This is a genomic window from Alterinioella sp. B-7, from assembly GCF_056857775.1.
In genome coordinates, this window is record NZ_JBSXNT010000028.1 from 15,591 (window position 1) to 39,393 (window position 23,803).

The 23,803-nt window shown below is 65.8% G+C and carries 24 protein-coding genes; 19 read left to right on the forward strand and 5 right to left on the reverse strand.

Features of this window, described 5'->3' with window-relative positions:
* Positions 1-28 precede the first annotated feature (28 nt).
* The 4 genes from lpxD to AC13C7_RS07730 are packed head-to-tail and all read left to right on the forward strand — an operon-like array spanning position 29 to position 3,026.
* Entirely contained in the window at positions 29-1,117 is a 1,089-nt protein-coding gene (gene lpxD, locus AC13C7_RS07715; RefSeq protein WP_482867117.1) for a UDP-3-O-(3-hydroxymyristoyl)glucosamine N-acyltransferase, read from the forward strand.
* A 39-nt stretch (positions 1,118-1,156) separates the two neighbouring features.
* On the forward strand, positions 1,157-1,420 hold the full coding sequence (locus tag AC13C7_RS07720) for an acyl carrier protein (protein ID WP_482867118.1): 264 nt from the start codon (positions 1,157-1,159) through the stop codon (positions 1,418-1,420).
* Entirely contained in the window at positions 1,417-2,628 is a 1,212-nt protein-coding gene (locus tag AC13C7_RS07725; protein WP_172319430.1) for a beta-ketoacyl-[acyl-carrier-protein] synthase family protein, read from the forward strand. Before AC13C7_RS07720 ends, AC13C7_RS07725 begins: the two co-directional genes overlap by 4 nt.
* Positions 2,625-3,026, forward strand: a complete 402-nt coding sequence (locus AC13C7_RS07730) for an ACT domain-containing protein (RefSeq protein WP_446120480.1) — start codon at positions 2,625-2,627, stop codon at positions 3,024-3,026. Before AC13C7_RS07725 ends, AC13C7_RS07730 begins: the two co-directional genes overlap by 4 nt.
* A 62-nt stretch (positions 3,027-3,088) precedes the next feature.
* Here AC13C7_RS07730 and AC13C7_RS07735 read toward each other — a convergent pair whose 3' ends face one another.
* Positions 3,089-3,736 (reverse strand): invasion associated locus B family protein, encoded by a 648-nt coding sequence (locus AC13C7_RS07735; protein ID WP_482867119.1) that lies wholly within the window; start codon positions 3,734-3,736, stop codon positions 3,089-3,091.
* Positions 3,737-4,235: 499 nt separating this feature from the next.
* Here AC13C7_RS07735 and AC13C7_RS07740 point away from each other — a divergent pair, with 499 nt between their 5' ends.
* Positions 4,236-5,795 carry a helicase HerA-like domain-containing protein gene (locus tag AC13C7_RS07740; RefSeq protein WP_482867120.1) on the forward strand — a complete coding sequence of 520 codons (1,560 nt, stop codon included), beginning with the start codon at positions 4,236-4,238 and terminating at the stop codon, positions 5,793-5,795.
* A gap of 1 nt (position 5,796) precedes the next feature.
* On the opposite strand, the gene AC13C7_RS07745 is transcribed toward AC13C7_RS07740, so the two are convergent.
* Positions 5,797-6,837, reverse strand: a complete 1,041-nt coding sequence (locus AC13C7_RS07745) for a Hint domain-containing protein (protein ID WP_482867121.1) — start codon at positions 6,835-6,837, stop codon at positions 5,797-5,799.
* Between the two features lie 366 nt (positions 6,838-7,203).
* On the opposite strand from AC13C7_RS07745, the gene AC13C7_RS07750 reads away from it, so the two are divergent.
* Positions 7,204-7,980 carry an enoyl-CoA hydratase-related protein gene (locus AC13C7_RS07750; protein WP_482867122.1) on the forward strand — a complete coding sequence of 259 codons (777 nt, stop codon included), beginning with the start codon at positions 7,204-7,206 and terminating at the stop codon, positions 7,978-7,980.
* Between the two features lie 21 nt (positions 7,981-8,001).
* On the opposite strand, the gene AC13C7_RS07755 is transcribed toward AC13C7_RS07750, so the two are convergent.
* Together AC13C7_RS07755 and ruvX are read right to left on the reverse strand one after the other, a co-directional pair.
* Positions 8,002-8,235, reverse strand: a complete 234-nt coding sequence (locus AC13C7_RS07755) for a DUF1289 domain-containing protein (RefSeq protein WP_482867123.1) — start codon at positions 8,233-8,235, stop codon at positions 8,002-8,004.
* Entirely contained in the window at positions 8,232-8,711 is a 480-nt protein-coding gene (gene ruvX, locus AC13C7_RS07760) for a Holliday junction resolvase RuvX (RefSeq protein ID WP_172319423.1), read from the reverse strand. The genes AC13C7_RS07755 and ruvX overlap by 4 nt, the downstream gene beginning before the upstream one ends.
* Before the next feature lie 266 nt (positions 8,712-8,977).
* Between ruvX and AC13C7_RS07765 the strand changes: the two genes are divergently transcribed.
* The 11 genes from AC13C7_RS07765 to AC13C7_RS07815 all read left to right on the forward strand — a co-directional run bounded on the left by AC13C7_RS07765 (position 8,978) and on the right by AC13C7_RS07815 (position 19,020).
* The gene (locus AC13C7_RS07765; protein WP_172319422.1) at positions 8,978-10,222 is read left to right on the forward strand and encodes a sarcosine oxidase subunit beta family protein; all 1,245 of its coding nucleotides are present in this window, start codon (positions 8,978-8,980) and stop codon (positions 10,220-10,222) included.
* Between the two features lie 250 nt (positions 10,223-10,472).
* The gene (locus AC13C7_RS07770) at positions 10,473-10,715 is read left to right on the forward strand and encodes a hypothetical protein (protein ID WP_172319421.1); all 243 of its coding nucleotides are present in this window, start codon (positions 10,473-10,475) and stop codon (positions 10,713-10,715) included.
* 153 nt (positions 10,716-10,868) lie between these two features.
* The gene (locus tag AC13C7_RS07775) at positions 10,869-11,063 is read left to right on the forward strand and encodes a hypothetical protein (protein WP_172319420.1); all 195 of its coding nucleotides are present in this window, start codon (positions 10,869-10,871) and stop codon (positions 11,061-11,063) included.
* 99 nt (positions 11,064-11,162) lie between these two features.
* Positions 11,163-11,486, forward strand: a complete 324-nt coding sequence (locus AC13C7_RS07780) for a sarcosine oxidase subunit delta (protein ID WP_172319419.1) — start codon at positions 11,163-11,165, stop codon at positions 11,484-11,486.
* The gene (locus AC13C7_RS07785; RefSeq protein ID WP_482867124.1) at positions 11,483-14,497 is read left to right on the forward strand and encodes a sarcosine oxidase subunit alpha family protein; all 3,015 of its coding nucleotides are present in this window, start codon (positions 11,483-11,485) and stop codon (positions 14,495-14,497) included. The genes AC13C7_RS07780 and AC13C7_RS07785 overlap by 4 nt, the downstream gene beginning before the upstream one ends.
* Entirely contained in the window at positions 14,490-15,053 is a 564-nt protein-coding gene (locus AC13C7_RS07790) for a sarcosine oxidase subunit gamma (RefSeq protein ID WP_482867125.1), read from the forward strand. Before AC13C7_RS07785 ends, AC13C7_RS07790 begins: the two co-directional genes overlap by 8 nt.
* Before the next feature lie 152 nt (positions 15,054-15,205).
* Complete coding sequence (locus AC13C7_RS07795; RefSeq protein ID WP_482867126.1) at positions 15,206-16,231, forward strand: ATP-grasp fold amidoligase family protein; 1,026 nt, start codon at positions 15,206-15,208, stop codon at positions 16,229-16,231.
* A 199-nt stretch (positions 16,232-16,430) separates the two neighbouring features.
* Entirely contained in the window at positions 16,431-17,030 is a 600-nt protein-coding gene (locus AC13C7_RS07800; RefSeq protein WP_482867127.1) for a superoxide dismutase, read from the forward strand.
* Positions 17,031-17,374: 344 nt separating this feature from the next.
* Positions 17,375-17,917: a cupredoxin domain-containing protein gene (locus AC13C7_RS07805; protein ID WP_482867128.1), complete on the forward strand. Its 543-nt coding sequence runs from the start codon at positions 17,375-17,377 to the stop codon at positions 17,915-17,917.
* 375 nt (positions 17,918-18,292) lie between these two features.
* Entirely contained in the window at positions 18,293-18,514 is a 222-nt protein-coding gene (locus AC13C7_RS07810; protein WP_172319413.1) for a hypothetical protein, read from the forward strand.
* On the forward strand, positions 18,511-19,020 hold the full coding sequence (locus AC13C7_RS07815) for a host attachment family protein (RefSeq protein ID WP_482867129.1): 510 nt from the start codon (positions 18,511-18,513) through the stop codon (positions 19,018-19,020). The genes AC13C7_RS07810 and AC13C7_RS07815 overlap by 4 nt, the downstream gene beginning before the upstream one ends.
* Positions 19,021-19,040: 20 nt before the next feature.
* Here the strand turns inward: AC13C7_RS07815 and AC13C7_RS07820 are convergent, their stop codons facing one another.
* Positions 19,041-19,589, reverse strand: coding sequence for an LOG family protein (locus AC13C7_RS07820; protein WP_172319412.1), 549 nt, complete (start codon positions 19,587-19,589; stop codon positions 19,041-19,043).
* 116 nt (positions 19,590-19,705) lie between these two features.
* On the opposite strand from AC13C7_RS07820, the gene AC13C7_RS07825 reads away from it, so the two are divergent.
* On the forward strand, positions 19,706-21,712 hold the full coding sequence (locus tag AC13C7_RS07825; protein ID WP_482867130.1) for a LysM peptidoglycan-binding domain-containing protein: 2,007 nt from the start codon (positions 19,706-19,708) through the stop codon (positions 21,710-21,712).
* Positions 21,713-21,814: 102 nt separating this feature from the next.
* On the forward strand, positions 21,815-23,641 hold the full coding sequence (locus tag AC13C7_RS07830; RefSeq protein WP_482867131.1) for an ABCB family ABC transporter ATP-binding protein/permease: 1,827 nt from the start codon (positions 21,815-21,817) through the stop codon (positions 23,639-23,641).
* Positions 23,642-23,803: the final 162 nt, after the last annotated feature.

Here is a 23,803-nt window from a genome sequence, read left to right on the forward strand (position 1 = left end):
AAAGCGGCGGTCGCTGGAGGGCAGAGACATGGCACATACGATCCGGCAGATTGCCGAGGCTCTCGGGGCCTCGGCGGAGGGCGCGCTGGACATTGAGATTGACGGGCTGGCGGAACCCGCCTCGGCAGGTCCGCGCGACCTGGCGCTGGCCATGGCTCCGCAATATGTCGAGGGGCTGGCCAGGGGCCACGCAAGGGCCGCGGTGCTGTCGCCCGGCACCGACTGGCAGGGCGCGGGGCTTGAGGCGGCGATCTTCGTGGGTCGCGCGCGCTATGCCATGGCGGGGCTGACCGCGGCGCTGGATCCGGGGCCCGAGATCGCGCCGGGGATCCATCCCTCCGCCATCATCGACCCCTCCGCCGAAATCGGCATCGGGGCCGCAATCGGCCCGTTCGTGGTGATCGGACGCGGCGCGCGGATCGGGGCCAGGGGCCGCATCGCCAGCCATGTGAGCATTGCCGAAGGCGCGGTGATCGGCGATGACGCGCTGATCCTGCAAGGGGTGCGCATCGGCGCGCGGGTGCGCATCGGCGACCGCGTGATCCTGCAACCCGGCGCCTCCGTCGGCAATGACGGGATGTCCTTCGTGACGCCCGAGAAATCCACCGTCGAGCAGGTCCGCGAAAGCCTGGGCCAGGTCGAGGCCGCGAACCAGAGCTGGACCCGTATCCATTCGCTCGGCTCGGTGCGCATCGGCGATGACGTCGAGATCGGGGCCAACGCCGCCATCGACCGGGGCACCATCCGCGACACCGTGGTGGGCAATGGCTGCAAGATCGACAACCTTGTGCACCTGGCCCATAACGTGGTGACCGGTGAACACTGTCTTTTCGCGGCACTGGTCGGGGTCGCGGGCTCCACCACGATCGGGGACCGGGTGGTGTTCGGCGGCCAGGTCGGCGTTGCCGACAACCTGACTATCGGGTCGGACGTGGTTGCGGGCGGCGGCACCAAGATCCTGTCGAACGTGCCGGCGGGTCGGGCCGTCTTGGGCTATCCGGCGGTCAAGATGGAAACCCATGTCGAGACCTACAAGGCCCTGCGCCGCCTGCCGCGGCTGGCCGCCACCGTCGCGGCATTGCAGAAAGCCGTTTCAAAACCGGGCTCGAGTGACTAAGTCCATCCCTGAACCGGACCCGCACAGGCATCAGGCGCCATGACTGACACAATCGACAAACGGGTGATCGCGATCCTCGCGGAACAGGCGGTGATCGAGCCCGAGGACGTGCGCCGCGACGCCACGCTGGACGATCTCGGCATCGACAGCCTCGGCCTTGTCGAAAACATCTTCGCCATCGAGGAGGAGTTCGACATCCAGGTTCCCTTCAACGCGAACGAGCCGCAGAACAGCCCCTTCGACATCTCCTCGGTCGAGACCATCATCGCGGCGGTCAAGACGCTGGTGGCCGAGCAGAGATGAGGCGCGTCGTCATCACCGGGCAGGGCACGATCAACGCGCTCGGGGCCGATGTGGCCGCGACCAAGCGGGCCATGGCCGAGGGGCGCTGCGGCATCGGCGAGCTTGAGATGCGCGACCTCGACCGGCTGGCGGTGCGCATTGGCGGGCAGATCAAGGATTACGACCCGGAGGCGCTGTTCAACCGGCAGCAGATCTCGCTCTATGACCGCTTCACCCAGTTCACCCTGATCGCCGCGCGCGAGGCGATTGCGCAGTCCGGGCTGGAGTTCAGCGGCGACCTGGCGGCGCGCTCGGGCGTCGTGCTTGGCACCTCGGGCGGGGGCATGCAGACGCTGGATGAGAATTACCGCACCGTCTACGAGGACGGCAAGAACCGGGTGCACCCCTTCGTGGTCCCGAAGCTGATGAACAACGCGGCGGCCAGCCATGTCAGCATGGAGTTCAACCTCAAGGGCCCGAGCTTTACCGTCGCCACCGCCTGCTCCTCGTCGAACCACGCGATGGGGCAGGCGTTCTGGATGATCCGGTCGGGCATGTGCGATGTCATGGTGACGGGCGGCTCGGAATCGATGCTGTGCTTTGGCGGCATGAAGGCCTGGGAAGGGCTGCGCGTCATGTCCAAGGATGGCTGCCGCCCGTTCAGCGCCACAAGGAACGGCATGGTGCAGGGCGAGGGGGCCGCCGTCTTCGTCTTCGAGACGCTGGAGCGGGCAAAGGCGCGCGGGGCCGAGATCCTGGCCGAGGTGGTCGGCTTTGCCATGACCTCGGACGCCGCCGATATCGTCATGCCGTCCAAGCAGGGCGCGGCGCGGGCGATGGCCGGCGCGCTCAAGGATGCCGGGCTGAACCGCGAGGATGTCGGCTATATCAACGCGCATGGCACCGGGACGGCGGCGAATGACAAGGTCGAATGCGCCGCCGTGGCGGATGTGTTCGGCCATCACGCCGACGCGTTGATGATCTCGTCCACCAAGTCGATGCACGGCCACCTGATCGGCGGCACCGGCGCGGTCGAGGCGCTGGCCTGCATCATGGCGCTGACCGACGGGGTGATCGCGCCGACCATCGGCTACGAGGAACCGGACCCCGAATGCGCGCTGGACGTGGTTCCGAACGAGGCGCGCGAGGCGCGGGTCACGGCGGTCCTGTCCAATGCCTTCGCCTTTGGCGGGCTGAACGCGGTGCTGGCCTTCCGGGCGGCCCCATGAGCGGTGAGACCGATCTGGGCAAGCTCTTGGCCGGACTGCGCGCCACGCTTGTGCCGGACACGTATGTCTTCGCCACATTGACCGGGCCGATCCCGCAGGGCGTCACCGCGCGCATGGTGTTCCGCGAGGCCGAGGGCACCACGCTGATCGTGACACGGGCCGAGGCCGAGGCGGCGGGGCTGGCCTATGAGTTTCCAAGCCGGATGATCACGCTCGATGTGCATTCGGCGCTGGAGGCGGTGGGGTTCATCGCGGTGATCGCGACGGAACTGGCGAAGGCGGGGATGGGCGTGAACCCGGTCGCGGGCTTCTACCATGACCATATCTTTGTGCCCGAGGGCCGCGAGGGGGACGCATTGCGCATCCTGGCCCGGATCGCCGCCGATCACGCCGGGTGACACGGAAAAAGGCCCGCGCGGAAACTCCGGCGGGCCCTTGGAATTGATGAACGCGCCTCGCGTTACTCGGTCGCTTCGGTGCTTTCGGTGTCGGGCGTGCCGATCAGCGCCTCCATCTGCACGCGGGCCTCGGCATTATAGGCCTCCAGCGCCTCGAAGCCTGCAGTGAAGCCCGTGAGCGACAGGCCAAGCGCCACCACCTGGTCGGGCGCGGGCAGCGGCACGATGGCGATCGTGGCCACGTTGCCGGCGCGGAACGCATCCAGGTCGCCATGGGTCAGGCCGAGGCGCACGAAGCAGCCGATGGGCTGGCAGAAGCTGAACGGGTAGACGCGCGGCTGCGCGCTGTCGACGGCCATGCGCAATTGCCCGGTCAGGAGCGTGTCCAGCGGCGTGACGATGGTGGCGCCCGCGGCAAGGTCACCTTCATTGGGCACGTCGAAGAGGTTGAACTCGGCCACGGCGTTGCCGTCCTGGTCGCGCAGAAGCTGGTAGAGCTGGCACGGGTCGGGCTGGCCTTCGGGCGCGGTCACGCAGCGCATTTCCCAATCGCCGAATTCGGCCTCCAGGTAGGTGGAACCCACTTCGGGCGTGCCGGTGGACAGGCCGAGCGTGTCGCCGCTGCCTTCTGTGGTTTCGGTTTCCTGTGCGGCCAGCGGCAGGGACAGGAGGCCAGCCAAAGCGGCTGCGGTGATGATGGTCAGTTTCATGTGAACGCCTCGTCAATGGATGCGAAGAAAACGGTATGTTCGGTCCTTGGCTAACATGGCCGCGTGATACTGTCAGGCGCAAAATGCACCGGCGCGCGGGCGCGGAGCGCCGCCATCGGCCCGTTTTCGCCAAGCCCTTCATGGGCCAAGTAAAAAGGGCCCGCAGATGGGGCCCTTTTCAGAATTTTTTATTCTCTCCCTGTCGGACTGGCCGACTTATGAGCGCACGTTATGGGGACACCGGCGTTGCGTCAACAGGGAAAAAGGTCCGAAACGGTCAATTTTTTCAAAGCGGTTTGGGCCAACGCGTGGCGCGTGGCGGGTGGGGCGCAAGAAAAAGAACCGCGCCAATGCGGCGCGGCCAGTTAACAGGGAGGAAGTTCATGCCGGGACGCGGGATCATTCCGTGCCCGGCACGAGACTCAGACTGGCACAATAGGGTTAAGAATGTATTGTGACCGGCGACTTAAGCGCCGGAGCGGCAACGAGGGGGCAGGCAATGACGGATCGGATCTTCATCGGCGGCGGGGGCGCAGGCTACGCCGAGCCGCAGCACCTGCTGCTGAAATACGCCAACCGGCACGGCCTCATCGCGGGGGCCACGGGCACCGGCAAGACGGTGACGCTGCAGATCCTGGCCGAAAGCTTTGCGTCGCAGGGCGTGCCGGTCTTCCTGTCCGATGTGAAGGGCGATCTCTCCGGCCTCGGCGCCTCGGGCCGGGCCGATTTCCACCTGCATGACGCCTTCATGGGCCGGGCGGGCACCATCGGCTTCACCGATTACGCCTATCGCGCCTATCCGGTCACCTTCTGGGATCTCTACGGCGAGGTCGGCCATCCCGTGCGCACCACCATATCGGAAATGGGTCCACTGCTGCTGTCGCGGCTGATGGAGTTGAGCGAGGCCCAGGAAGGCATCATGAACATCGCCTTCCGCGTCGCCGACGAACAGGGGCTTGCGCTGCTCGACCTCAAGGATCTGCAATCGCTGCTGGTCTGGGTGGGCGAGAACCGCAAGACGCTGTCCTTGCGCTACGGCAATGTTTCCACCGCCTCGATCGGGGCCATTCAGCGGCGGCTGCTGGTGCTGGAGGGGCAGGGCGGCGACCGCCTTTTCGGCGAACCGGCGCTGGAATTGTCCGACATCATGACCCATGACGAGGCCGGGTTTGGCCGCATCAACATCCTGGCCGCCGACAAGCTGATGAACTCCCCGCGCCTCTACGCGACCTTCCTGCTGTGGCTGCTGTCGGAGCTTTTCGAGATCCTGCCCGAGGTCGGCGACCCGGACAAACCGAAGCTGGTCTTCTTCTTCGACGAGGCGCATCTCTTGTTCGACGACGCGCCCAAGGCGCTTATCGACAAGGTCGAACAGGTCGCGCGCCTCATTCGCTCCAAGGGGGTCGGGGTCTATTTCATCACCCAGAATCCGGCGGATGTGCCCGAGGATGTGTTGGGCCAGCTAGGCAACCGGGTGCAGCACGCCCTGCGCGCCTTCACCGGCAAGGACCGGCGCGAGTTGCGGCAGGCGGCGGAAAACTACCGCGAGAACCCCGATTTCGACACCGAGGATGCGATCCGCGAGGTTGGCGTCGGCGAGGCCGTGACCTCGATGCTGGAGCGCAAGGGCGTGCCGGGGGTGGTGCAGCGCACGCTGATCCGCCCGCCCTCGTCGCAGCTTGGGCCGATTGACCCGGATGCGCGCCGCGCGGTGATGACCGGATCGCCCGTCGCGGGCAAATACGACACGGCCATCGACCGCGAAAGCGCATTCGAGATTCTCGCCGCCCGCGCCGAGGCCGCGGCGCGTGAAGCCGAGGAGGCCGAGCAGGCCGAGGAGGCGGCCGAGAGCGCGGCGGAACGCGAATACCAGGCTGGCCGGCGCTATTCCGGCAACCGCGTCGGCAGGTCGAGCGGCAGCACGCCCGCCCGCCGCCGCTCGTTCCGCTCCGACAGCGTCGGCACGGCCTTTGCCAAGAGCTTCGCGCGCCAGATCGGCACCCAGTCGGGCCGCGCCGTGGTGCGCGGCATCCTGGGCGGGCTGTTCCGGGGGCGCTAGATCAAGGGGCCAGCAGCGCCGCGCTGGTGTTCGACACGACAGGACGCGCTGCGGCCATGTCCATGCTGCCGCCAAGCGTGGGAAAGATGCGCAGGATCTCGGCCCGCGTGTCTGTGGCATCGGGGGTGGTCTCGCCGGTGAAATAGCTCTCCGTAAGCAACCCGTCGCAGGTGACGATCTCGTGCCCGTCAAACAGGATGTGGACATAGGTGACATCCGTCCCGGCGCCGCAAACCCGGATGCTGGTGTCATTGACCAGCTTCTTGACGGGCACCAGGACCTCCGCCTCCCCGGTCATCAGTTCCGCGCGCCAGCCCTGCACCAGCACGCGATGCTGCGGCGAGAGGCGGATATCGGCGCCTGGCTGGCCGGGGCCGAACGCGTCCTTGCGCACCAGGATGGGTCGGAATCCGGCCTCGCGCTGCAAGACGGCCGCCGGGAACCTGCGCCGCCCGATCCAGCGGATGGGCTGCGGCCCGTGGTCCAGCGTCTCGACCAGGTCGCCAACCTCCAGCGTCTCGACCGGGACCGGTCCGTTCGTCGTGTCGATCAGGCACCCGGCGGTGAAGCAGGGGGGCGTGGCGAGGCTGGAATAGGGGTCGCTCGGCCCCTCGCCGGTCGAGATCACCGTCAGCGGCACGCCGATCGGAGGAAAGCCGCCGACGCCGCCGACAAAGGCCAGCCCCTCGACCGTGGCGTAGGAGGTCACGCCCGGTTCGTTGATGTTGAAGGCCAGCACCGTGTAGGTGTTGCCGTCGGGATCCTGCAAGATCATCTTGTATTCGGATTCGACCCGCAGCCCCGACGCATAGGCCGTCCCGTCATAGGAGATCGCGTTCTCCAGGCTTTGCGATGTGTCGGAATCGTCGAAATTGCTGTCATTGCTGTCGTCGATATCGACCGCGATCCAATCGTTGCTGTTCAGCGTGATCGTCTCGCCCATCAGGTGCGAGCCGTCGCCCTGCGTGATGCCCGACAGCTGTTCGCCGCCCGAGACGGTGATGTTGGCGCTTTCCAGCGTGTAGATCGTGTAAACCGGCATGTGGCGTGCCCCTTGTCTTGAAGGGGTGTGATGCAACCGGATTCGGGCGGAACTGTGGAGGTTCTGCGCAATTCCGCGGGTTCTTCCCAAAGCGGGACAGGCGCGCGCAGGCCCCCTTCCTTGTTCTGAAAACATCCTCGGGGGGGCGCCATTATTGCGCCATTGGTCCGGGCGACAATGGCGACGGGGCTGGCTGCAAGCAATCAATGGGCTGTTCATTCATTGCCATGTCGCCCGAGGGGGTGAGCCCCGAGGAACAGGCGGCTGGCGCAACTGATGGACGACTGACGCGGCGTTTCGGCTTTCCTCGCCCGCGCTCTGGCCCTATTCACGTGGGGCACCCCCCGCAACAGACAGGCCCGCGCGATGCAGTATGAGACCCTCCACTACGACCTGACCGATGGCGTGGCTCTGATCACGCTGGCGCGGCCCGATGTGATGAACGCGCTGAATGCGCAAATGCGGGCGGAGCTGCTGCACGCGGTCAAGCGCGCGAGCGGTGAGGCGCGCGCGGTCGTGCTGACGGGCGAGGGGCGGGCCTTCTGCGCCGGGCAGGATCTGGGCGATACCGGGAACCTGAACAATATCAACCTCGAACGCCTCCTGCGCGACGAGTACACGCCGATCCTGTTGGCCATCGCGGACTGCCCGGTGCCGGTCATCGCCGCCGTCAACGGGGTCGCTGCCGGGGCCGGGGCCAACCTGGCGCTGGCTTGTGACGTAGTGATCGCAACTGAGAGCGCCAGTTTCATGCAGGCGTTTTCCAGGATCGGGCTGATGCCGGATGCGGGCGGCACCTATGTGCTGCCGCGCAAACTGGGGCTGGCCCGCGCGATGGGTCTGGCGCTCTTCGCCGACAAGCTGGCGGCGCGCGACGCCGCCGACCAGGGCCTGATCTGGGAGGCCGTCGCCGATGACGCGTTCGAGGATCACTGGCGCGCCCGGGCCGATCACCTGGCCAGCGGTCCGACCCAGGCGTTCTCGCGCATCAAGCAGGCGATGCGGGAAAGCCTGGCCAACGGGATGGAAGAACAACTGATGCTGGAGGCGCGGCTGCAGGGCGAATGTGGCCGCACCCGCGATTTCCGGGAAGGCGTGGTGGCCTTCCTGGACAAGCGGCCGGCGAAGTTCGAGGGGCGCTGAGTCCCCCGGCATATCCCCGCATCAGGACCGTTTCAGCCGCGCGGCCCGTCCCCCCCGGCGCTGCGCGACCTGGCCCTTGCGGTTGGGCAACTCATCCATGATGCGGGTGCGCTCCGCGTGGCTCATGCGACTCCACTGGGTGATTTCCTCGACGCTGCGGAAACAGCCGATGCAGATGCGCGCGTTGGGGTGGACGACGCAGATCTTGACGCAGGGGCTCTCCACCTCGTTGCGTTGCCATATCTCGTCACTCATCCCGCAGCCCCTTTCAGATGCGCCAGCCGGTCCAGCACCCCTTGCAGGATATACCCCGCCGCGACGTGGTCGATCACCTCGCCGCGACGTTTGCGCGACGTATCCGCCTCCAACAGCGCCCGTTCGGCGGCGACGGTGGACAGGCGTTCGTCCCAGAAGGCAATCGGCAGGTCGGTGAGACGGTCGAGGTTGCGGGCGAAGGCGCGGGTCGATTGGGCGCGCGGACCCTCGCTGCCGTCCATGTTGAAGGGCAGCCCAAGCACGATGCCGCCGATGGTGCGATGCGCGATGATCTTTTGCAGCGCGGCGGCGTCCTGGGTGAACTTGATGCGGCGGACGGTCTCCAGCGGCGTGGCGATGGCCAGGAACGGGTCCGAGACGGCAACGCCGATGGTCTTGGTGCCAAGGTCCAGCCCCATCAACGCGCGCGCGGGCGGCAGGGCGGCGGCGAAGCTTTCGATTCCGTCGCAGATCACGGGGCGTCCTCCAGCCCGGTTCCGGCCGCGCGGACTATCTCCAGCGCCGCGATCAGACCCGCCATCAACCAGAACCCCATGCGCCCTCCACCAATTGGATGTTGCGCACTCTCTACCCCGGCACGACCCGATCCGAAAGCCCCGCGCGCATCCGGCGCGACATGTCGCACTGTCGTTTTTTCCAATCGAAATGCCGCGCCGTGATGTTACTTTTCCGTCGCCACAGATCATTAAGTGTCAGCCTGATCTGTCATGAGGGGACCCCCATGCGCCGCTACTCCGCTTTTGCCATCGCCCGAGAGGCGGCCCGCTATCACCAGGGATGGGAACGGGCCTGGGCCTCGCCGGAACCCAAACGCGCCTATGACGTGATCATCGTCGGCGCGGGCGGGCATGGTCTGGCCACCGCCTTCTACCTCGGGAAAAATTTCGGCATCACCAATGTCGCGGTGATCGAGAAGGGCTGGCTTGGCGGCGGCAACACGGGGCGCAACACGACGATCATCCGCTCGAATTACCTGCAAGACCCCTCGGCGGCGATCTACGAGAAGGCGCGCAGCCTTTACGAGACGATGAGCCAGGACCTGAATTACAACGTCATGTTCTCGCCGCGCGGCGTGCTGATGCTGGCGCAGACGGAACACGAGGTGCGCGGCTATACCCGCACTGCACACGCGAACGCCTTGCAAGGCGTCAAGACCGAGTTCGTCGGGCCCGAGCGCGTCAAGGAGATCGTGCCGATCATCAATATCGACGGGCCGCGCTATCCGGTCCTGGGTGCGCTTTGGCAGGCGCGGGCCGGGACCGCCCGCCATGACGCCGTGGCCTGGGGCTATGCGCGGGCGTGCTCGGACATGGGGATGGACATCATCCAGAAATGCGAAGTGACCGGCGTGAACACGGAAAACGGCGCGGTCACGGGGGTGGAGACCACCAGGGGAACCATCGGCTGCAAGAAACTGGGCGTCGTGGTGGCGGGGCATTCCAGCGTACTGGCCGAGATGGCGGGCTTTCGCCTGCCGATGGAATCGGTGGCGTTGCAGGCGCTGGTCAGCGAGCCCATCAAGCCCTGCATGGATTGCGTCGTCATGGCCAATACCGTGCATGGCTACATGAGCCAGTCCGACAAGGGTGAGATGGTGATCGGCGGCGGCACGGATGGCTACAACAATTACACGCAGCGCGGCAGCTTCCACCATATCGAGGAAACCGTGCGCGCCCTGGTCGAGACCTTCCCGATGATCTCGCGCCTCAAGATGCTGCGCCAATGGGGCGGCATCGTGGACGTGACGGGCGACCGCTCGCCGATCATCTCCAAGGCACCGGTCGAGGGGATGTTCTTCAACTGCGGATGGGGCACGGGCGGGTTCAAGGCGATCCCCGGATCGGGATGGGGCTTTGCCGAGCTGATGGCGCGGGGCTATTCGCCGCTGACCGCCGAGTTCGGCCTCAACCGGTTCCGCGAGGGGCGGTTCATTGATGAGAGCGTCGCGGCGGGGGTGGCGCATTGATGAAGAATTTTCCTGAAAATTCTTCGGTCCGAAAATCCTTCCCGAAGGATTTTCCGGCGTGGCGCGCGATCGGCGGAGGGGGGGCATGTTCCGCGACCGATCCTCACATTCGCGTGAACACGGCCAGTTCTGGCCTATCCGCGGTGCAGAAACCCGCATGTTCTGGCCCGTTTCGGCAGGACGTCGCGGCCTGCGGAACGCGCGACTGCGGCGCGCGGTTATCCTTTCATCAGCGAAAGGAGGTCGCGACATGTACTATACCCCAGACGATCTTACCCCAAGACACCCTGAGCGCATCGACTATTCGGCATCGCGCAGCGGTGGCGGCGGCTGGCGCATCCTTATCGGGATCGCAGCCCTCATCATCCTGGCGCTGCTGGTCTTCGGGCCGGGTGGCACGACCACGGATGTCCACCCTGGCGGCGCGGGCGCTCCGCCTGTTGTCGTGCAGGAAGACCCCGCACCGGTCGCACCCGCCGCGCCGGCCTATTGATGCGCGCGGACCGGGCGGCCCCCTTTGCAAGGGTCGCCCGGTCCTGCCGTGCGGGGCCTCGGCGGAAACCCGCGCCCTGCCCGGGGCGACCGGGAACCCTGCACGAACCCCACACGTTGCCTTCTCGATTGACATCAAGAAGGAGCAGACCCGATGGCAGACCGCAACAATAATTCCTCCGGCGGCAATACCGGATTGGCCTTCATCCTCGGCGCCGTCGTCGTGGCACTTGGCGTGTTGGCCTGGGTCGTCTTCTCGGGCGGCGAGAACCCGCTTGACGAGCCCGACATCCAGATCGACTTGCCCGGCGGCGGGTCCATCGAAGGCGAAGTGGAAGGCGGCGGCTGACGCCGCGCGCGCCCTTTCGGCGCTATTCCTGCAACAGCTCTGTCCGGGCGGCGGCCATCTGGCCTGCCGCCCGTTTTTCATGCCCGATCGGAGAGTGACATGCTGATCCTCGAATGCCCCAATTGCGGCGTCATGGCCGACGAGACCGAGCTTTCCGCCGGTGGCGAGGCGCATCTGAAGCGCTTCGGCCCCGGATCCTCGGATGAGGAATTCGAAGGCTACCTGTTCCACCGCGCCAACCCCAAGGGCGTGCATTTCGAACGCTGGCGGCACGCCAATGGCTGCGGCAAGTGGTTCCACGCCGCCCGCTGCACCAACACGCTGGAGGTCTTCGCGACCTACACGGCGCAAACCAGCACCGTTCCCGATACCGTCATCGCCGCCATCAAGGCGAAGCGCCCCGATTGGAGCCATGAGACATGAGCACCCGCCTTGCCTCGGGCGGTCGCCTGATCGACCGTCACACGACCCGCACCTTCACCTTCAACGGCAAGCGCCTGTCGGGGCATGACGGCGATACGCTGGCCTCGGCGCTCCTGGCCAATGGCCAGACGCTGATGGGGCGCAGCTTCAAGTATCACCGCCCGCGCGGCGTGGTCGCCAGCGGCGCGGAGGAACCCAACGCCCTGATGGGGATCGGCGAGGGCGGGCGGTTCGAGCCTAACCAGCGCGCCACCACGACCGAGATTTTCGATGGGCTGACCGCGAAGACGCAGAACCACTGGCCGAGCCTCGATTTCGACGTGGGCGCGGTCAACGCGATGGTGCCGCGCCTATTGCCCGCCGGGTTCTACTACAAGACCTTCATGTTCCCGCGCCCGTTCTGGAAGCATGTGTTCGAGCCGGTGATCCGCAAATCCGCGGGCCTCGGGGCCGCGCCCAAGGATCGCGACGCGGATCGCTATGAACATTTCTACGCCCATGTCGACGTGCTGGTCGCGGGCGGCGGTATCGCGGGGCTGCAAGCGGCGCTGCGCGCGGGCCAGGCGGGTCTGCGCGTGCTGCTGGTCGAACAGACCGCCCATTGGGGTGGCCGCGCGCCGGTTGACGGGGTCGAGATCGGTGGAAAACCGGCGGAGGAGTGGATCAACGACACGCTGCAAGCCCTTGAAGGGATGGAGAATGTCCGTATCCGCACCCGTGCCATGGCCTCCGGTGTTTATGACCATGGCTATGCGCTGGTCTATGAGCGGCTGACCGATCATGCGCCCGAGATGGGCGGGCCGCGCCATCGGTTGTGGCGGGTCCGTGCCGGTCAGATCATCACCGCGACCGGGGCGATCGAGCGTCCGCTCTCCTTCGCGGGCAATGATATTCCCGGCGTGATGCTGGCCTCGGCCCTGCGCGACTACGTGGTCAACTGGGGCATCTCGCCCGGTGACCGCACCGTGATCGTGACCAATACTGACGACGCCTACCGCACCGCGCTGGTGCTGCACGAGGCGGGGCTCGCGGTGCCCGCCATCGTCGATGCGCGGCCCTCGGCCACCGGTGACCTGCCGCAGGCGGCGCGTGAGGCCGGGATACGTGTGCTGACCGGCACCGGCATCGCCGAGGTCAAGGGGCGGAAATCCGTCACCGGCGTCGTGCTCTGCGCGCAGGCGGGCGAGGGCGCCGCGACGGATGAGATCGCGTGCGAAGCGGTCGCCATGTCGGGCGGCTGGTCCCCGGTCGTGCATCTGTGGTCGCATTGCGGCGGCAAGCTGATCTGGGACGCCGAGCGATCCCATTTCCGCCCCGACGCCACCCGCGCCCCCACGGGGCATGACGGCAAGCCCTTCGTGATCACGGCGGGCGCGGCCTCGGGCGCGGAAACCGCCGGCGACGTGCTGGCGGATGCGGAGACCGCGGCGGGCGCCGCCGCCGACGCGCTCGGGCGATCCCTGCCGGACGCGGACGCAGCCGGCACCAATGACCCGCATGAAGAACCCATGGCCCCGGTCTGGATCATGCCGCAGGGCGCGGGCCCCGCGAAACGCATGAAGATGTGGCTGGATTACCAGAATGATGTGAAAGTCTCGGATGTGCGGCTGGCCGCCCAGGAGGGCTATGAAAGCGTTGAACATACCAAGCGCTACACCACGCTCGGCATGGCGACGGATCAAGGGAAGCTCAGCAATATCAACGGACTGGCGACACTGGCTAATGCGTTGAATGCAGAGATTCCGGCTGTCGGCACCACCACCTTCCGCCCGCCCTATACGCCGATCTCGATGGGGGCAATCGCGGGCGAGGCGCGCGATGCCACCTTCCAGCCGCTGCGCCGCACCCCGATCCATGACTACCACGAGGACCAGGGTGCCTATATGGAACCCGTCGGCCATTGGCGGCGTCCCTATACCTATCCGAAGACCGGTGAAAGCCACGCCCAATCCGTGCATCGCGAGGTTCTGGCGACGCGCAACTCGCTCGGGCTGCTGGATGCCTCGACGCTTGGCAAGATCCTTGTCAAAGGCCCCGATGCGGGCAAGTTCCTCGACATGCTCTACACCAACATGATGAGCACGCTGAAACCCGGCAAATGCCGCTACGGCCTCATGTGCAACGAAAACGGCTTCCTGATGGATGACGGTGTCGTGGCGCGGCTGGATGAGGACACGTTTCTTGTCCACACCACCTCGGGCGGGGCGGAACATACCCACGCCCATATGGAGGACTGGCTGCAATGCGAGTGGTGGGACTGGAAGGTCCACACCGTCAACATCACGGAACAATTCGCCCAGATTGCCGTGGTTGGCCCGAACGCCCGGAAACTGCTGGAGAAGATGGGCGGCGATATGGATCTGAGCGCCGGGGCGCTGCCCTTCATGGGATGGGCCGAGGGACGGATCGGGGGCTTTGACGCCCGCGTCTTCCGCATCTCCTTCTCGGGGGAACTCTCCTATGAGATCGCCATTCCGGCCAGCCAGGGCCGCGCCTTCTGGGATGCCGCGTTGGAGGCCGGGGGGACATGGGACATCACCCCCTACGGCACGGAAGCGCTGCATATCATGCGGGCCGAGAAGGGCTTCATCATGATCGGCGACGAGACCGACGGCACCGTGATCCCGCAGGATCTGGGGCTGAACTGGGCGATCTCGAAGAAGAAAGAGGATTACCTGGGCAAACGCGCGCAGGCGCGCAGCCACATGACCGATCCGACCCGCTGGAAACTGGTGGGGCTGGAGACGACTGACGGCTCGACGCTGCCCGATGGCGCCTATTGCATCGCGGCGGGGACCAATGCCAACAACCAGCGCAATGTGCAGGGGCGGGTGACCTCGACCTATCATTCGCCCACCCTGGGTCGCGGTATCGCCATGGGGCTGGTCCTGAACGGGCCGGACCGGATGGGCGATATCGTCGAATTCAACAAGGTCGATGGCGGTACGGTCGCGGCGAAGATCGTCGATCCGGTCTTCTTCGACAAGGACGGGGAGAAGCAGAATGTTTGAGGTCAGCGCGCTGAACGGGGCCGTGGCGGACGGGCCAACCCGCGTCGAGGAGGCCGGGCTGCAGGGCATGGTCACGCTCAAGGGCGATTTGGGATCGGCCAAGATGAAGGCGGCGCTGGAGGCGGTGGGGCCGGGCCTGCCCGACCGGCGCCAGATCGTCGAGAAGGACGACCGCGCCGTGGCCTGGATGGCCCGCGACGAGGTGCTGATCCTCTGCCCCCACGCAGAGGCAAACGCCGTGGTCGCGGAGCTGGAGGCGGCATTGGAGGGCGAGCATATCCTCGCCGTCAACGTCTCGGATGCCCGCGTGATGCTGCGCGTGACGGGGCCGGGGGCGCGCGAGGCGCTGGCCAAGCTTGCCCCGGTCGATCTGCACCCCGAGAGCTTCAAGGCAGGCGAGATGCGCCGCACGCGGCTGGCGCAGGTGCCCGCCGCGATCTGGTTGAGCGAGGCGGACGAGATCTCGGTCATCGCCTTTCGATCCGTGGCGAAATATGTCTTCGACATCCTGGCCCTCTCTGCCGATGACAGCGGCAGGGTCGGCTATTTCGGCTGAGACTTCCTGTGCGGGCGGCCCAATGTCGCCCGTGCACTATGGCTCCTCTGCCACCCCTGCCGGTTTTGCCTGTGGATAAGCTTGACCTGACCCGCCCCGGCGGGCAGATTCATGCCTAACAAAAAACGAGCAGAAAACATGAGGCAGGGCAGATGCGCCATTTCGATGAGCAGGCCTTCTATAACAAGCGCACCTTCGAGGCGACGGGCTGGACATACTTGCAGGAATACGCGGTCGATTTCCTCGACTGGTACGAGGAATGCCTGAAAACCGCGCCCACGGTCCCGGCCAAGGACTGGATGATCGCGCATGACATGCTGACGCCCAAGGATTTCTGGCGTGCGATGCGTCGCGGGATCGGCAATTACTTTCGCGCGCTAGGCGTGTTTCCCGATTTCCGCGAGGCACGCGATTTCACGGCGATGACGCTCTTGAACTCGATCATCTCACCGATGCCACGCGTGAACCCCGCCGACAAACTGTTGGTAGGTGAGTATATCCCGAAAGGGGTCAGCAGCAAGATCCGCCCGCCCAAGGTCTTCGCGGCCTATTCGGATGCGGATGACCTGGACCAGGCCGACCTCGAACCGGGTCGCTATGTGATCAAGTCGAACCACGGCTCCACCCATGTGATCCGCGCCAAGGCGCCGATTTCCGATACGGATATGGCCGCGTACAAGAAAACCTGCGCCAAGTGGCTTGCCGGCGATCACGGCACCTATACCTCGCAATGGTGGTATCGTTTCATCGATCGCAAGGTGTTCATCGAGGAAGACCTCAGCTGGGAGGAGGGCGAGATCGTCCCAGATTTCCGCTTTCACTGTATCAATGGCAAGGTGGCAATGCTACAGATTGATAGCGGACGGGGCACCGACGCTCGCAACAATCCGGTTTTTGACGGCAATCTCAATTACATGCCGCACAGTTTTCATCGCGCCAATAAGGCCGAGGTGGACCTGCCGAAGGGGGCTGAAAAAGCGCGCAATGCCGCCGCCGCAATCTGCAAGAAGTTTCCCTATGTCCGCGTCGACACCTATGTGCGCGACACCGAGGTCTTCTTGGGTGAATTGACCTTCCTGCCCATCTCAGGCCGCCGACGTGTCAAGTCCGATGCACTGAACGAATACCTCTGCGCCTTCTTCGATCCGATCCCGCAGGTCGTTGCCATCGGCGATTGACTTGGAACCAACGCTGCGCGGGCTGCGTTGGAGTCCCGTCCCGGGGCCAACCGATGTTGCGCTCGCGCTGGTCGCATTCCATCCCCCCAGATCGATGGGATGAGTCGGCGCGTTTTTTGCGGTGTCGGGCTTGACCTCGGGGCATCCCACACTCCATGTGTGAAGCAATAGAGATGTGAACAAAAAAGGGGCGCGACCCATGGCTTTCCAACTTCCCGATCTTCCCTACGCTCACGACGCATTGGCCGATAAGGGCATGTCGAAGGAGACGCTGGAATATCACCACGACATCCACCACAACGCCTATGTCACCAATGGCAACAAGGCCATCGAGGGGACCGAGTGGGACGGCAAATCGCTGGAGGAGATCATCAAGGGCACCTATGACGCCAATGCCGTGGCGCAATCGGGGATCTTCAACAATATCAGCCAGCTCTGGAACCATAACCAGTTCTGGGAAATGATGGGACCGGGCAGCAGCGCCATGCCCTCCGAGCTGGAATCGGCCCTGACCGAGGCGTTTGGCTCGGTCGATGAGTTCAAGTCGCAGTTTTCCGCCGCGGGCGCCGGTCAGTTCGGCTCGGGCTGGTGCTGGCTGGTCAAGAACGCGGACGGATCGCTGGCCGTGACCAAGACCGAGAACGGCGTCAACCCGCTATGCTTCAACCAGACCGCGCTGCTTGGCTGCGATGTGTGGGAACATTCCTATTACATCGACTTCCGCAACAAGCGGCCGGATTACCTGAAGAATTTCCTCGACAACCTGGTCAACTGGGAAAACGTCGCAAGCCGGATGTGAATGACGCGCGACGCAGAAGAAGATCGACAAAGGCCCGCCCGACCCGGCGGGCCTTTTCCTTTGCGCCGCATCCGGGTGCGCCGCATCCGGGCCTGATACACGAAAAATCATGGGAAATGCTGCATTGCCGCGTTGATTTGACGCAATGTTTCTTGGGCGCGCGGGGGTTTCTGCATATGCGAGGTAATCCTATTTGATCTAGCGCAATGCGCGGCACACGGCTTGGCGCTAAAGTCTCGTCAATCCCGATTGCAAGCACCTGCTCAAGGCCGCGCGTGAAAGGGTGAATGGACGTCGGCAGAATCGCTGCCTCGTCAGGTCTAAGAATTGGAAAGGACCAAGAAATGAGCAAGACAAGCATCGCCCGTCTGGCCGGTATCGCGCTGGTACCGTTTCTGGCTTTCGGCGGAACAGCCGCCCTGGCGTCGCCCGGTCATGATGAGACCCCGAATATCGGGCAGGCCGGTGACATCTCGCATGTGGACCGCGTGATTCAGGTCGATATGGGCGAGATGTATTTCACGCCCGACGCCTATGAATTCGAGCGCGGCGAGACGGTTCGGTTCGAACTGATCAACAGCGGTCGCGCCGTCCATGAATTCGCCATCGGAACCGATGAGATGCATGACGCGCATCTTCAGGAAATGCGCACGATGATGCAGAACGGCATGATGACCGTGCGCGAACTGCGCCATGACCGGATGCTGGAAGCCGGCATGATGCATGTCGATGCAAATGCCCGTCTTCTGGAACCCGGCGAGACCTCCGAGATCGTCTGGACCTTCAGCGGTGACCAGGACGAGCTGATCATCGCCTGCAACGTGCCCGGCCACCGTCAGGCCGGGATGGAAGCCTCGGTCGTGATCGGCGAAGACCACGCCTCCTGACCGTCGCGGAGCGGCGATCCGGCGGGCAACCGCCGGGCCCGCAGCCCGGCCCAGGAAACGCAGCGCAAACCGGCCGCCCTCGCGGCCGGTTTTTCATATGTAGCGCCAGCCAGCGGCGCCGTACGCTGCCATCCTCGGGCCGTTTGATCCGGGCTGATGCCGGCCGGTCCGGATCACGGGATGGATCGCCCGTCGTGACCAAGACCGGGAACGGCGCTCAACCGGACCGTGCCGCCGATGTGCGGGAGCATTCCGGTCACACCGACCTTCGGCAACACGCGCCGACCCGGCGGGCCTTTTTTTCTTGTCCGTCCACCGGAACCCCCCCGCATGCCCTCGCGTTTTACCAGACAGCTTTCATGATTGGAGGACGACATGGCAGACCGACATCGCAGCAAGGACGGCGTCAAGGAGACCGAGAAGTTTACCGACGATCTTGATCAGCCGGGCCAGCAGGGCCGCGCCGACGGCAACCTGGAGCGCAAGGTCGGCACGCGGGACGAGAAGAAGCAGCGTATCGACAAGCCCGGAGCCGCCACCCGTGTCCGCAAATCCGACGAGATCGACACCGCGACGGACAAGAAAGGCAAGTCATGACAGACCCCAGATTGAAACATCCCGAGATTGATTACACGCGCAAGAACCGCTCGCCGCTCAAGATGGGCACCTGGGTGATGGTGGCCGATGGCGAAAAGGCGTTGCTGCTGGAGAATATCGGCGATGCCGAAACCCCGAGGCTGGAGGTGCGCCGCGAGGAGGTGCAGGACAACCCGCCAAGCCGCGAACAGGGCACCCACGCGCCAGGCCGCTACAATGATGGCCCGCAGGTGCAGCGCTCGGCGGTTCAGGACACCGATTGGCACTGGCTGGCCAAGGAACGCTTTGCCGCCGACCTCGCGGATCTGCTGCTCGACCAGGTGCGCAAGGGCCGGTTCGAGAGGATCATCCTGGTTGCGGGGCCGAAACTTCTGGGTGAACTGCGCCGGGACCTGCACAAGGAAGTGACCGACAAGGTGGTGGCCGAGGCCGACCTGACCCTGACCAATCACACCGTCGATGACATGGCCAGGCGGATCGCCGAAGCCACGACGCCGGAAAGCTGAGCTTGGGTGATCATGGGGCGTCAGCGCGCGGCGCGCAACAGCGCCTGCATGACCCCGGGCACGTCGCTGGCGGTCTGGAAAAACTCCAGCAGGCTGCCATCGGCGAACCCCTGATCGACGATATGATCCAGCAAGCCTCTCAACTTGTCCCAGTAGCCTTCTGAATTCAAAAGGAATATCGGCTTGTCATGCAGGCCGAGCTGACGCCATGTCAGCACCTCGAAGAACTCGTCCAGCGACCCGGCCCCACCGGGCAGCACGATAATGGCATCGGCATTCATCACCATCACCTTCTTGCGCTCGTGCATCGTCTCGGTGACGATGAAGGTGTGCAGGTCGCGCTTGCCGACCTCGCGCCGCATCAGGTGATCGGGGATGACGCCGAAGGTGGTGCCGCCCGCGGCCATCGCGGCGCGCGCCACGATCCCCATCAGCCCGACATCGCCCGCCCCGTAGACCAGCCGCATCCCGGCCTCGGCCAGAGCGGTGCCCAGTTTTGCGGCATCCTCGGCATAGGTGTCGCGCGCGCCGGAGCGTGACCCGCAATACACACAAACGGAATATGTCATTGGTGAAGCACCCCAAGATATGGTGTTTTGACCCGTGATAGACCTCTTGATAAGGTCACACAACAGGGCTGACCCTTCTGGGGAAGGGCGGCCCCGATCGGGGAGAGGTCGACGCAATGGCAATCTGGTCTGGATCCGGCCTGAGCGGCAGCATGATCGCCGCAGGTGCTGCGGCCACGCTGGTCGTGGCGGGGGCCGTTGGCTATCAATACTTTGGCGAAACCGACGCCCCGCAGGATCCGGCCCCGCAGGTCGAGGTAACGGGCCTGCCCGAGACGACCGACCCTGCGCCGCCCCTGCCTGAGGCGGCGCCGGAGACCCCGATGGAGGCCGCGCCAGAGCCTGAGACGGTCGCTGAACCCGCGCCGGACAGCCCCGAGGCGCCGGACGCGGCCCCTCCGGTCGCGCCCCGTTTCGATCTCGTCCGCGTCGATGCGGCGGGCGGCGCCGTGATCGCGGGCCGGGCCGAGGCCAATGCCGATCTGCGCCTGCGTCTCGATGGCGAGGAGATACACCAGGCCAGCAGCGATGGCACCGGCTCCTTCGTGGCCATGTTGTCGATCCCGCGTTCGGACCTGCCGCAGGTTCTGAGCCTCGAAATGCTGATGGAGGGCGGCTCGGTCCTCGTCTCGGATCAAAGCGTGATCATCTCGCCGACGACCACCACCACCACCACCACGGCGGTCGCCGATGCCTCGCCCATGCTGCCCGATCCGGGCGGCGATGCGCTCGACCTCGCCGCGAACCTGGCGGGCGATGCGGCCCCCGCCGCGCCCACAGCCCCGCAACTGGCCGCGCCCGACCTGCCGGCGGCACCGGGCGGGCAGGGGACGGTCGCATCCGATGCGGCGGAGCCCGCGCCCGCCACGCGACAGACCGAGTTGGCCGAGACCCCCGCCGCAGAGACGCCGTCCACCGCTACGCCCGACGCCCCCGTAGTGGCAGCCACCGATCCCGTGGCAGGTGACAGTCCGGCGCAGCCCCAGACGCCTGCCACCCCCGAAACGACAGACATCGCGGCGCTCGACCCGGACGCGACCGAGGCCCCGGCGACAGGAACCGCCGATCCCGGCCAGCCCGAGGCAGCGGCCCCGGCGGAGACGCCCGCCGTCCCCGATGTGCCGCAGACCGACGCAGCCGCGCCCGATGCGGTGACCGATCTGGCGATGCTGGAGGCCGAGCCGCCCGGCACGGTGGACCCGGCGGCACAGGCCCCCGAACCCACGCCGTCAGGCGGCGCGGATACGGGAGCGACCGCCGCCGGGGCCGCTGAGGCCACAACCGACAGCGCCATCGCCGCGCCGCAGCCCCCGGCCACCGATCCCGCCACGGCAGGCAACGCCGGGACGCCCGCGACGACCGAGACAGGGACAGCGGCGCCGGAGGCCGGAACGGGCCCGACGCCCCCAGAGACCAGCGTGGCAGAGACCGACACGCAAGCGACCGGCAGCAGCCCCGCGCCTGCCGTGACCCCGCCCGCGCTGGTCGAGTCCGGCGCGGTCGAAACTGCGTTGTCAGGCCCCGCGCCGACCGGGGCGGATCTTGCCGATGCGCCCCCGGCCCCCGACGTGCCGGAGGCCCCGCAGGCCCCCACCGTCATGATCGCCGACAGCGAGGGCATCCGCGTGGTGCAGACCGGCGGGCCGCAGCCGCAGGCGCAGGTGGTGCTGGACACGATCTCCTATGACCTTGGTGGCGAGGTCGTGCTGGCGGGGCGCGGGCCCGCGCGCTCGGATGTGCGGCTCTATCTCGACAACCAGCCGGTGCAACTGGCGCAGATCGACGAGGGCGGCGGCTGGTCGACGCAATTGCCGCAGGTCGACCCCGGCACCTACACGCTGCGCGTCGACGAGGTCAGCGAAACCGGCGATGTGCTCAGCCGTGTCGAAACCCCCTTCCTGCGCGAGGAACCCGAATTGCTGGCGACGCTGCCGCAGCGCGAAGGAGTCTCGGTCATCACGGTGCAACCGGGCCACACGCTCTGGGGTATCGCGCGCGATCAGTTGGGCGACGGGGTGCTCTATGTGCAGGTCTACGAGGCCAATCGCGACCTGATCCGCGACCCGCACTGGATCTATCCCGGCCAGATCTTCGCGATCCCCGACGCGGTCCCCGCCGAGTAATGCAAAAACGCACAAGCGGGAGGCGTCCGGATGATCTGGTCATCCGGGCGGGCTGCGCATAATCTGCACCTTCCCGACATCCGCCAGCCGAAAAGCCCGCCCATGCCCCCAGCCACGATCACCGACCAGCCCTCGGGCGCCGAGGCCCGCCGATCCGGCTGGCGCACCATCAAGCGCGTCGCGCCCTACCTGTGGTCCGACACCCACCCATGGGTCAAACCGCGCGTCATCTGGGCGCTGGTGATGCTGGTGGTGGCGCGGCTGATCTCGGTCTACACGCCCTTCCTCTATGCCGACGCGGTGGACGTGCTGGCCGGCGAGGCCGACCCCGCCCGTTGGCTGGCCATCGGGGCCGTGGGGCTGACCGTGGCCTATGGCATGGCGCGGGCGATGTCGGTGGGGTTCACGCAGTTGCGCGACATGATCTTCGCCCGCGTCGGCCAGCGCGCATTGCGACAACTGGCGCTGGAGACCTTCGAGCATATCCACGCGCTCAGCCTTCGCTACCACATCACCCGCAAGACGGGGGGCCTCAGCCGCATCATCGAGCGGGGCGTGAAGGGGGTCGAGTTCCTTCTGCGCTTCATGCTCTTTTCCATCGGGCCGCTGGTGCTGGAGCTTCTGATGATCGGCGTCGTCCTCGCCGTGATCTTCGACATCTGGTATTTCGTCGTCGTCGCCGTCACGATCGCGATCTACATCTGGTTCACGTTCAAGGTGACGGAATGGCGGGTGAAGATCCGCAAGCAGATGAACGACCAGGACACGGATGCCAACCAGAAGGCCATCGACAGCCTTCTCAATTTCGAGACCGTCAAGTATTTCGGGGCCGAAAAGCGCGAGGCCGCGCGCTATGACAGCGCCATGGCGGGCTATGAGGATGCCGCGATCCGCACGGCCTATTCGCTCGGCTACCTGAATTTCGGCCAATCCGTGATCATCACGGTGGGGCTGGTCATCGTCATGGTGATGGCGGCCATGGGGGTCGAGCGTGGCGACCTGACGGTGGGCGATTTCGTCATGGTCAACGCCTACATGATCCAGATCACCTTGCCACTGAACTTCCTCGGCACGGTCTATCGCGAGATCCGGCAGGCGCTGGTCGATATGGGCGAGATGTTCGACCTGTTGGGCCAGCCCGCCGATGTGGTGGATCGTGACGGCGCGAGGGAGCTGGACTGCCCCAGGGGAGAGGTCGAGTTCGACAATGTGGAGTTTGGCTATGACCCGGCGCGGCCCATCCTGAAAGGCTTGTCCTTCAAGGTCGGCGCGGGCGAAACCGTGGCGCTGGTCGGCCCTTCCGGTTCGGGCAAATCGACCATCGGGCGGCTTCTCTTCCGCTTCTATGATGTCGATGGTGGCGCGGTGCGCATCGACGGGCAGGACCTGCGCGACGTGACGCAGGAGAGCCTGCATGCGCGCATCGGCGTGGTGCCGCAAGATACCGTCCTCTTCAACGACACCATCCGCTACAACATCGCCTATGGCCGCCCCGAGGCCAGCTTCGCCGAGATCGAGGCGGCGGCGAAAGCGGCCAAGATCGACCGCTTCATCAAATCGCTGCCCGAGGGGTATGAAACGGCCGTGGGCGAGCGCGGTCTGAAGCTGTCCGGCGGTGAAAAGCAGCGGGTGGGGATTGCAAGGACACTGCTGAAGGATCCGCCGATCCTGCTGCTCGACGAGGCGACATCGGCACTGGATACCGAGACCGAGCAGGAGATCCAGGAAGAGTTGAAGATGATGGGGCAGGGACGTTCGGTCATCACCATCGCGCACCGGCTGTCCACCGTGGTTCATGCCGACCGCATCATCGTGCTTGAGGCGGGCCAGATCGCCGAGCATGGCACGCATGAGGAGTTGCTGGAGGCCGACGGGCGCTATGCCTCGATGTGGGTGCGCCAGGCGTCGGAACGCGAGGATGCGGCCTGAGGCGCGCGCGCCCGCGTCGATGCGGCTTTTCTCCCGCGGGGGACGACCCCGCGATTGCAAGAGCTTTCCAAAGCTCTTGTCGAGGCTCTTCGAAGAGCCTCTTTCCAATATCGGACAAGTCGTGTCGCCAGGGCCTTCGAAGGCCCTGCGGAGGCTTTTCGA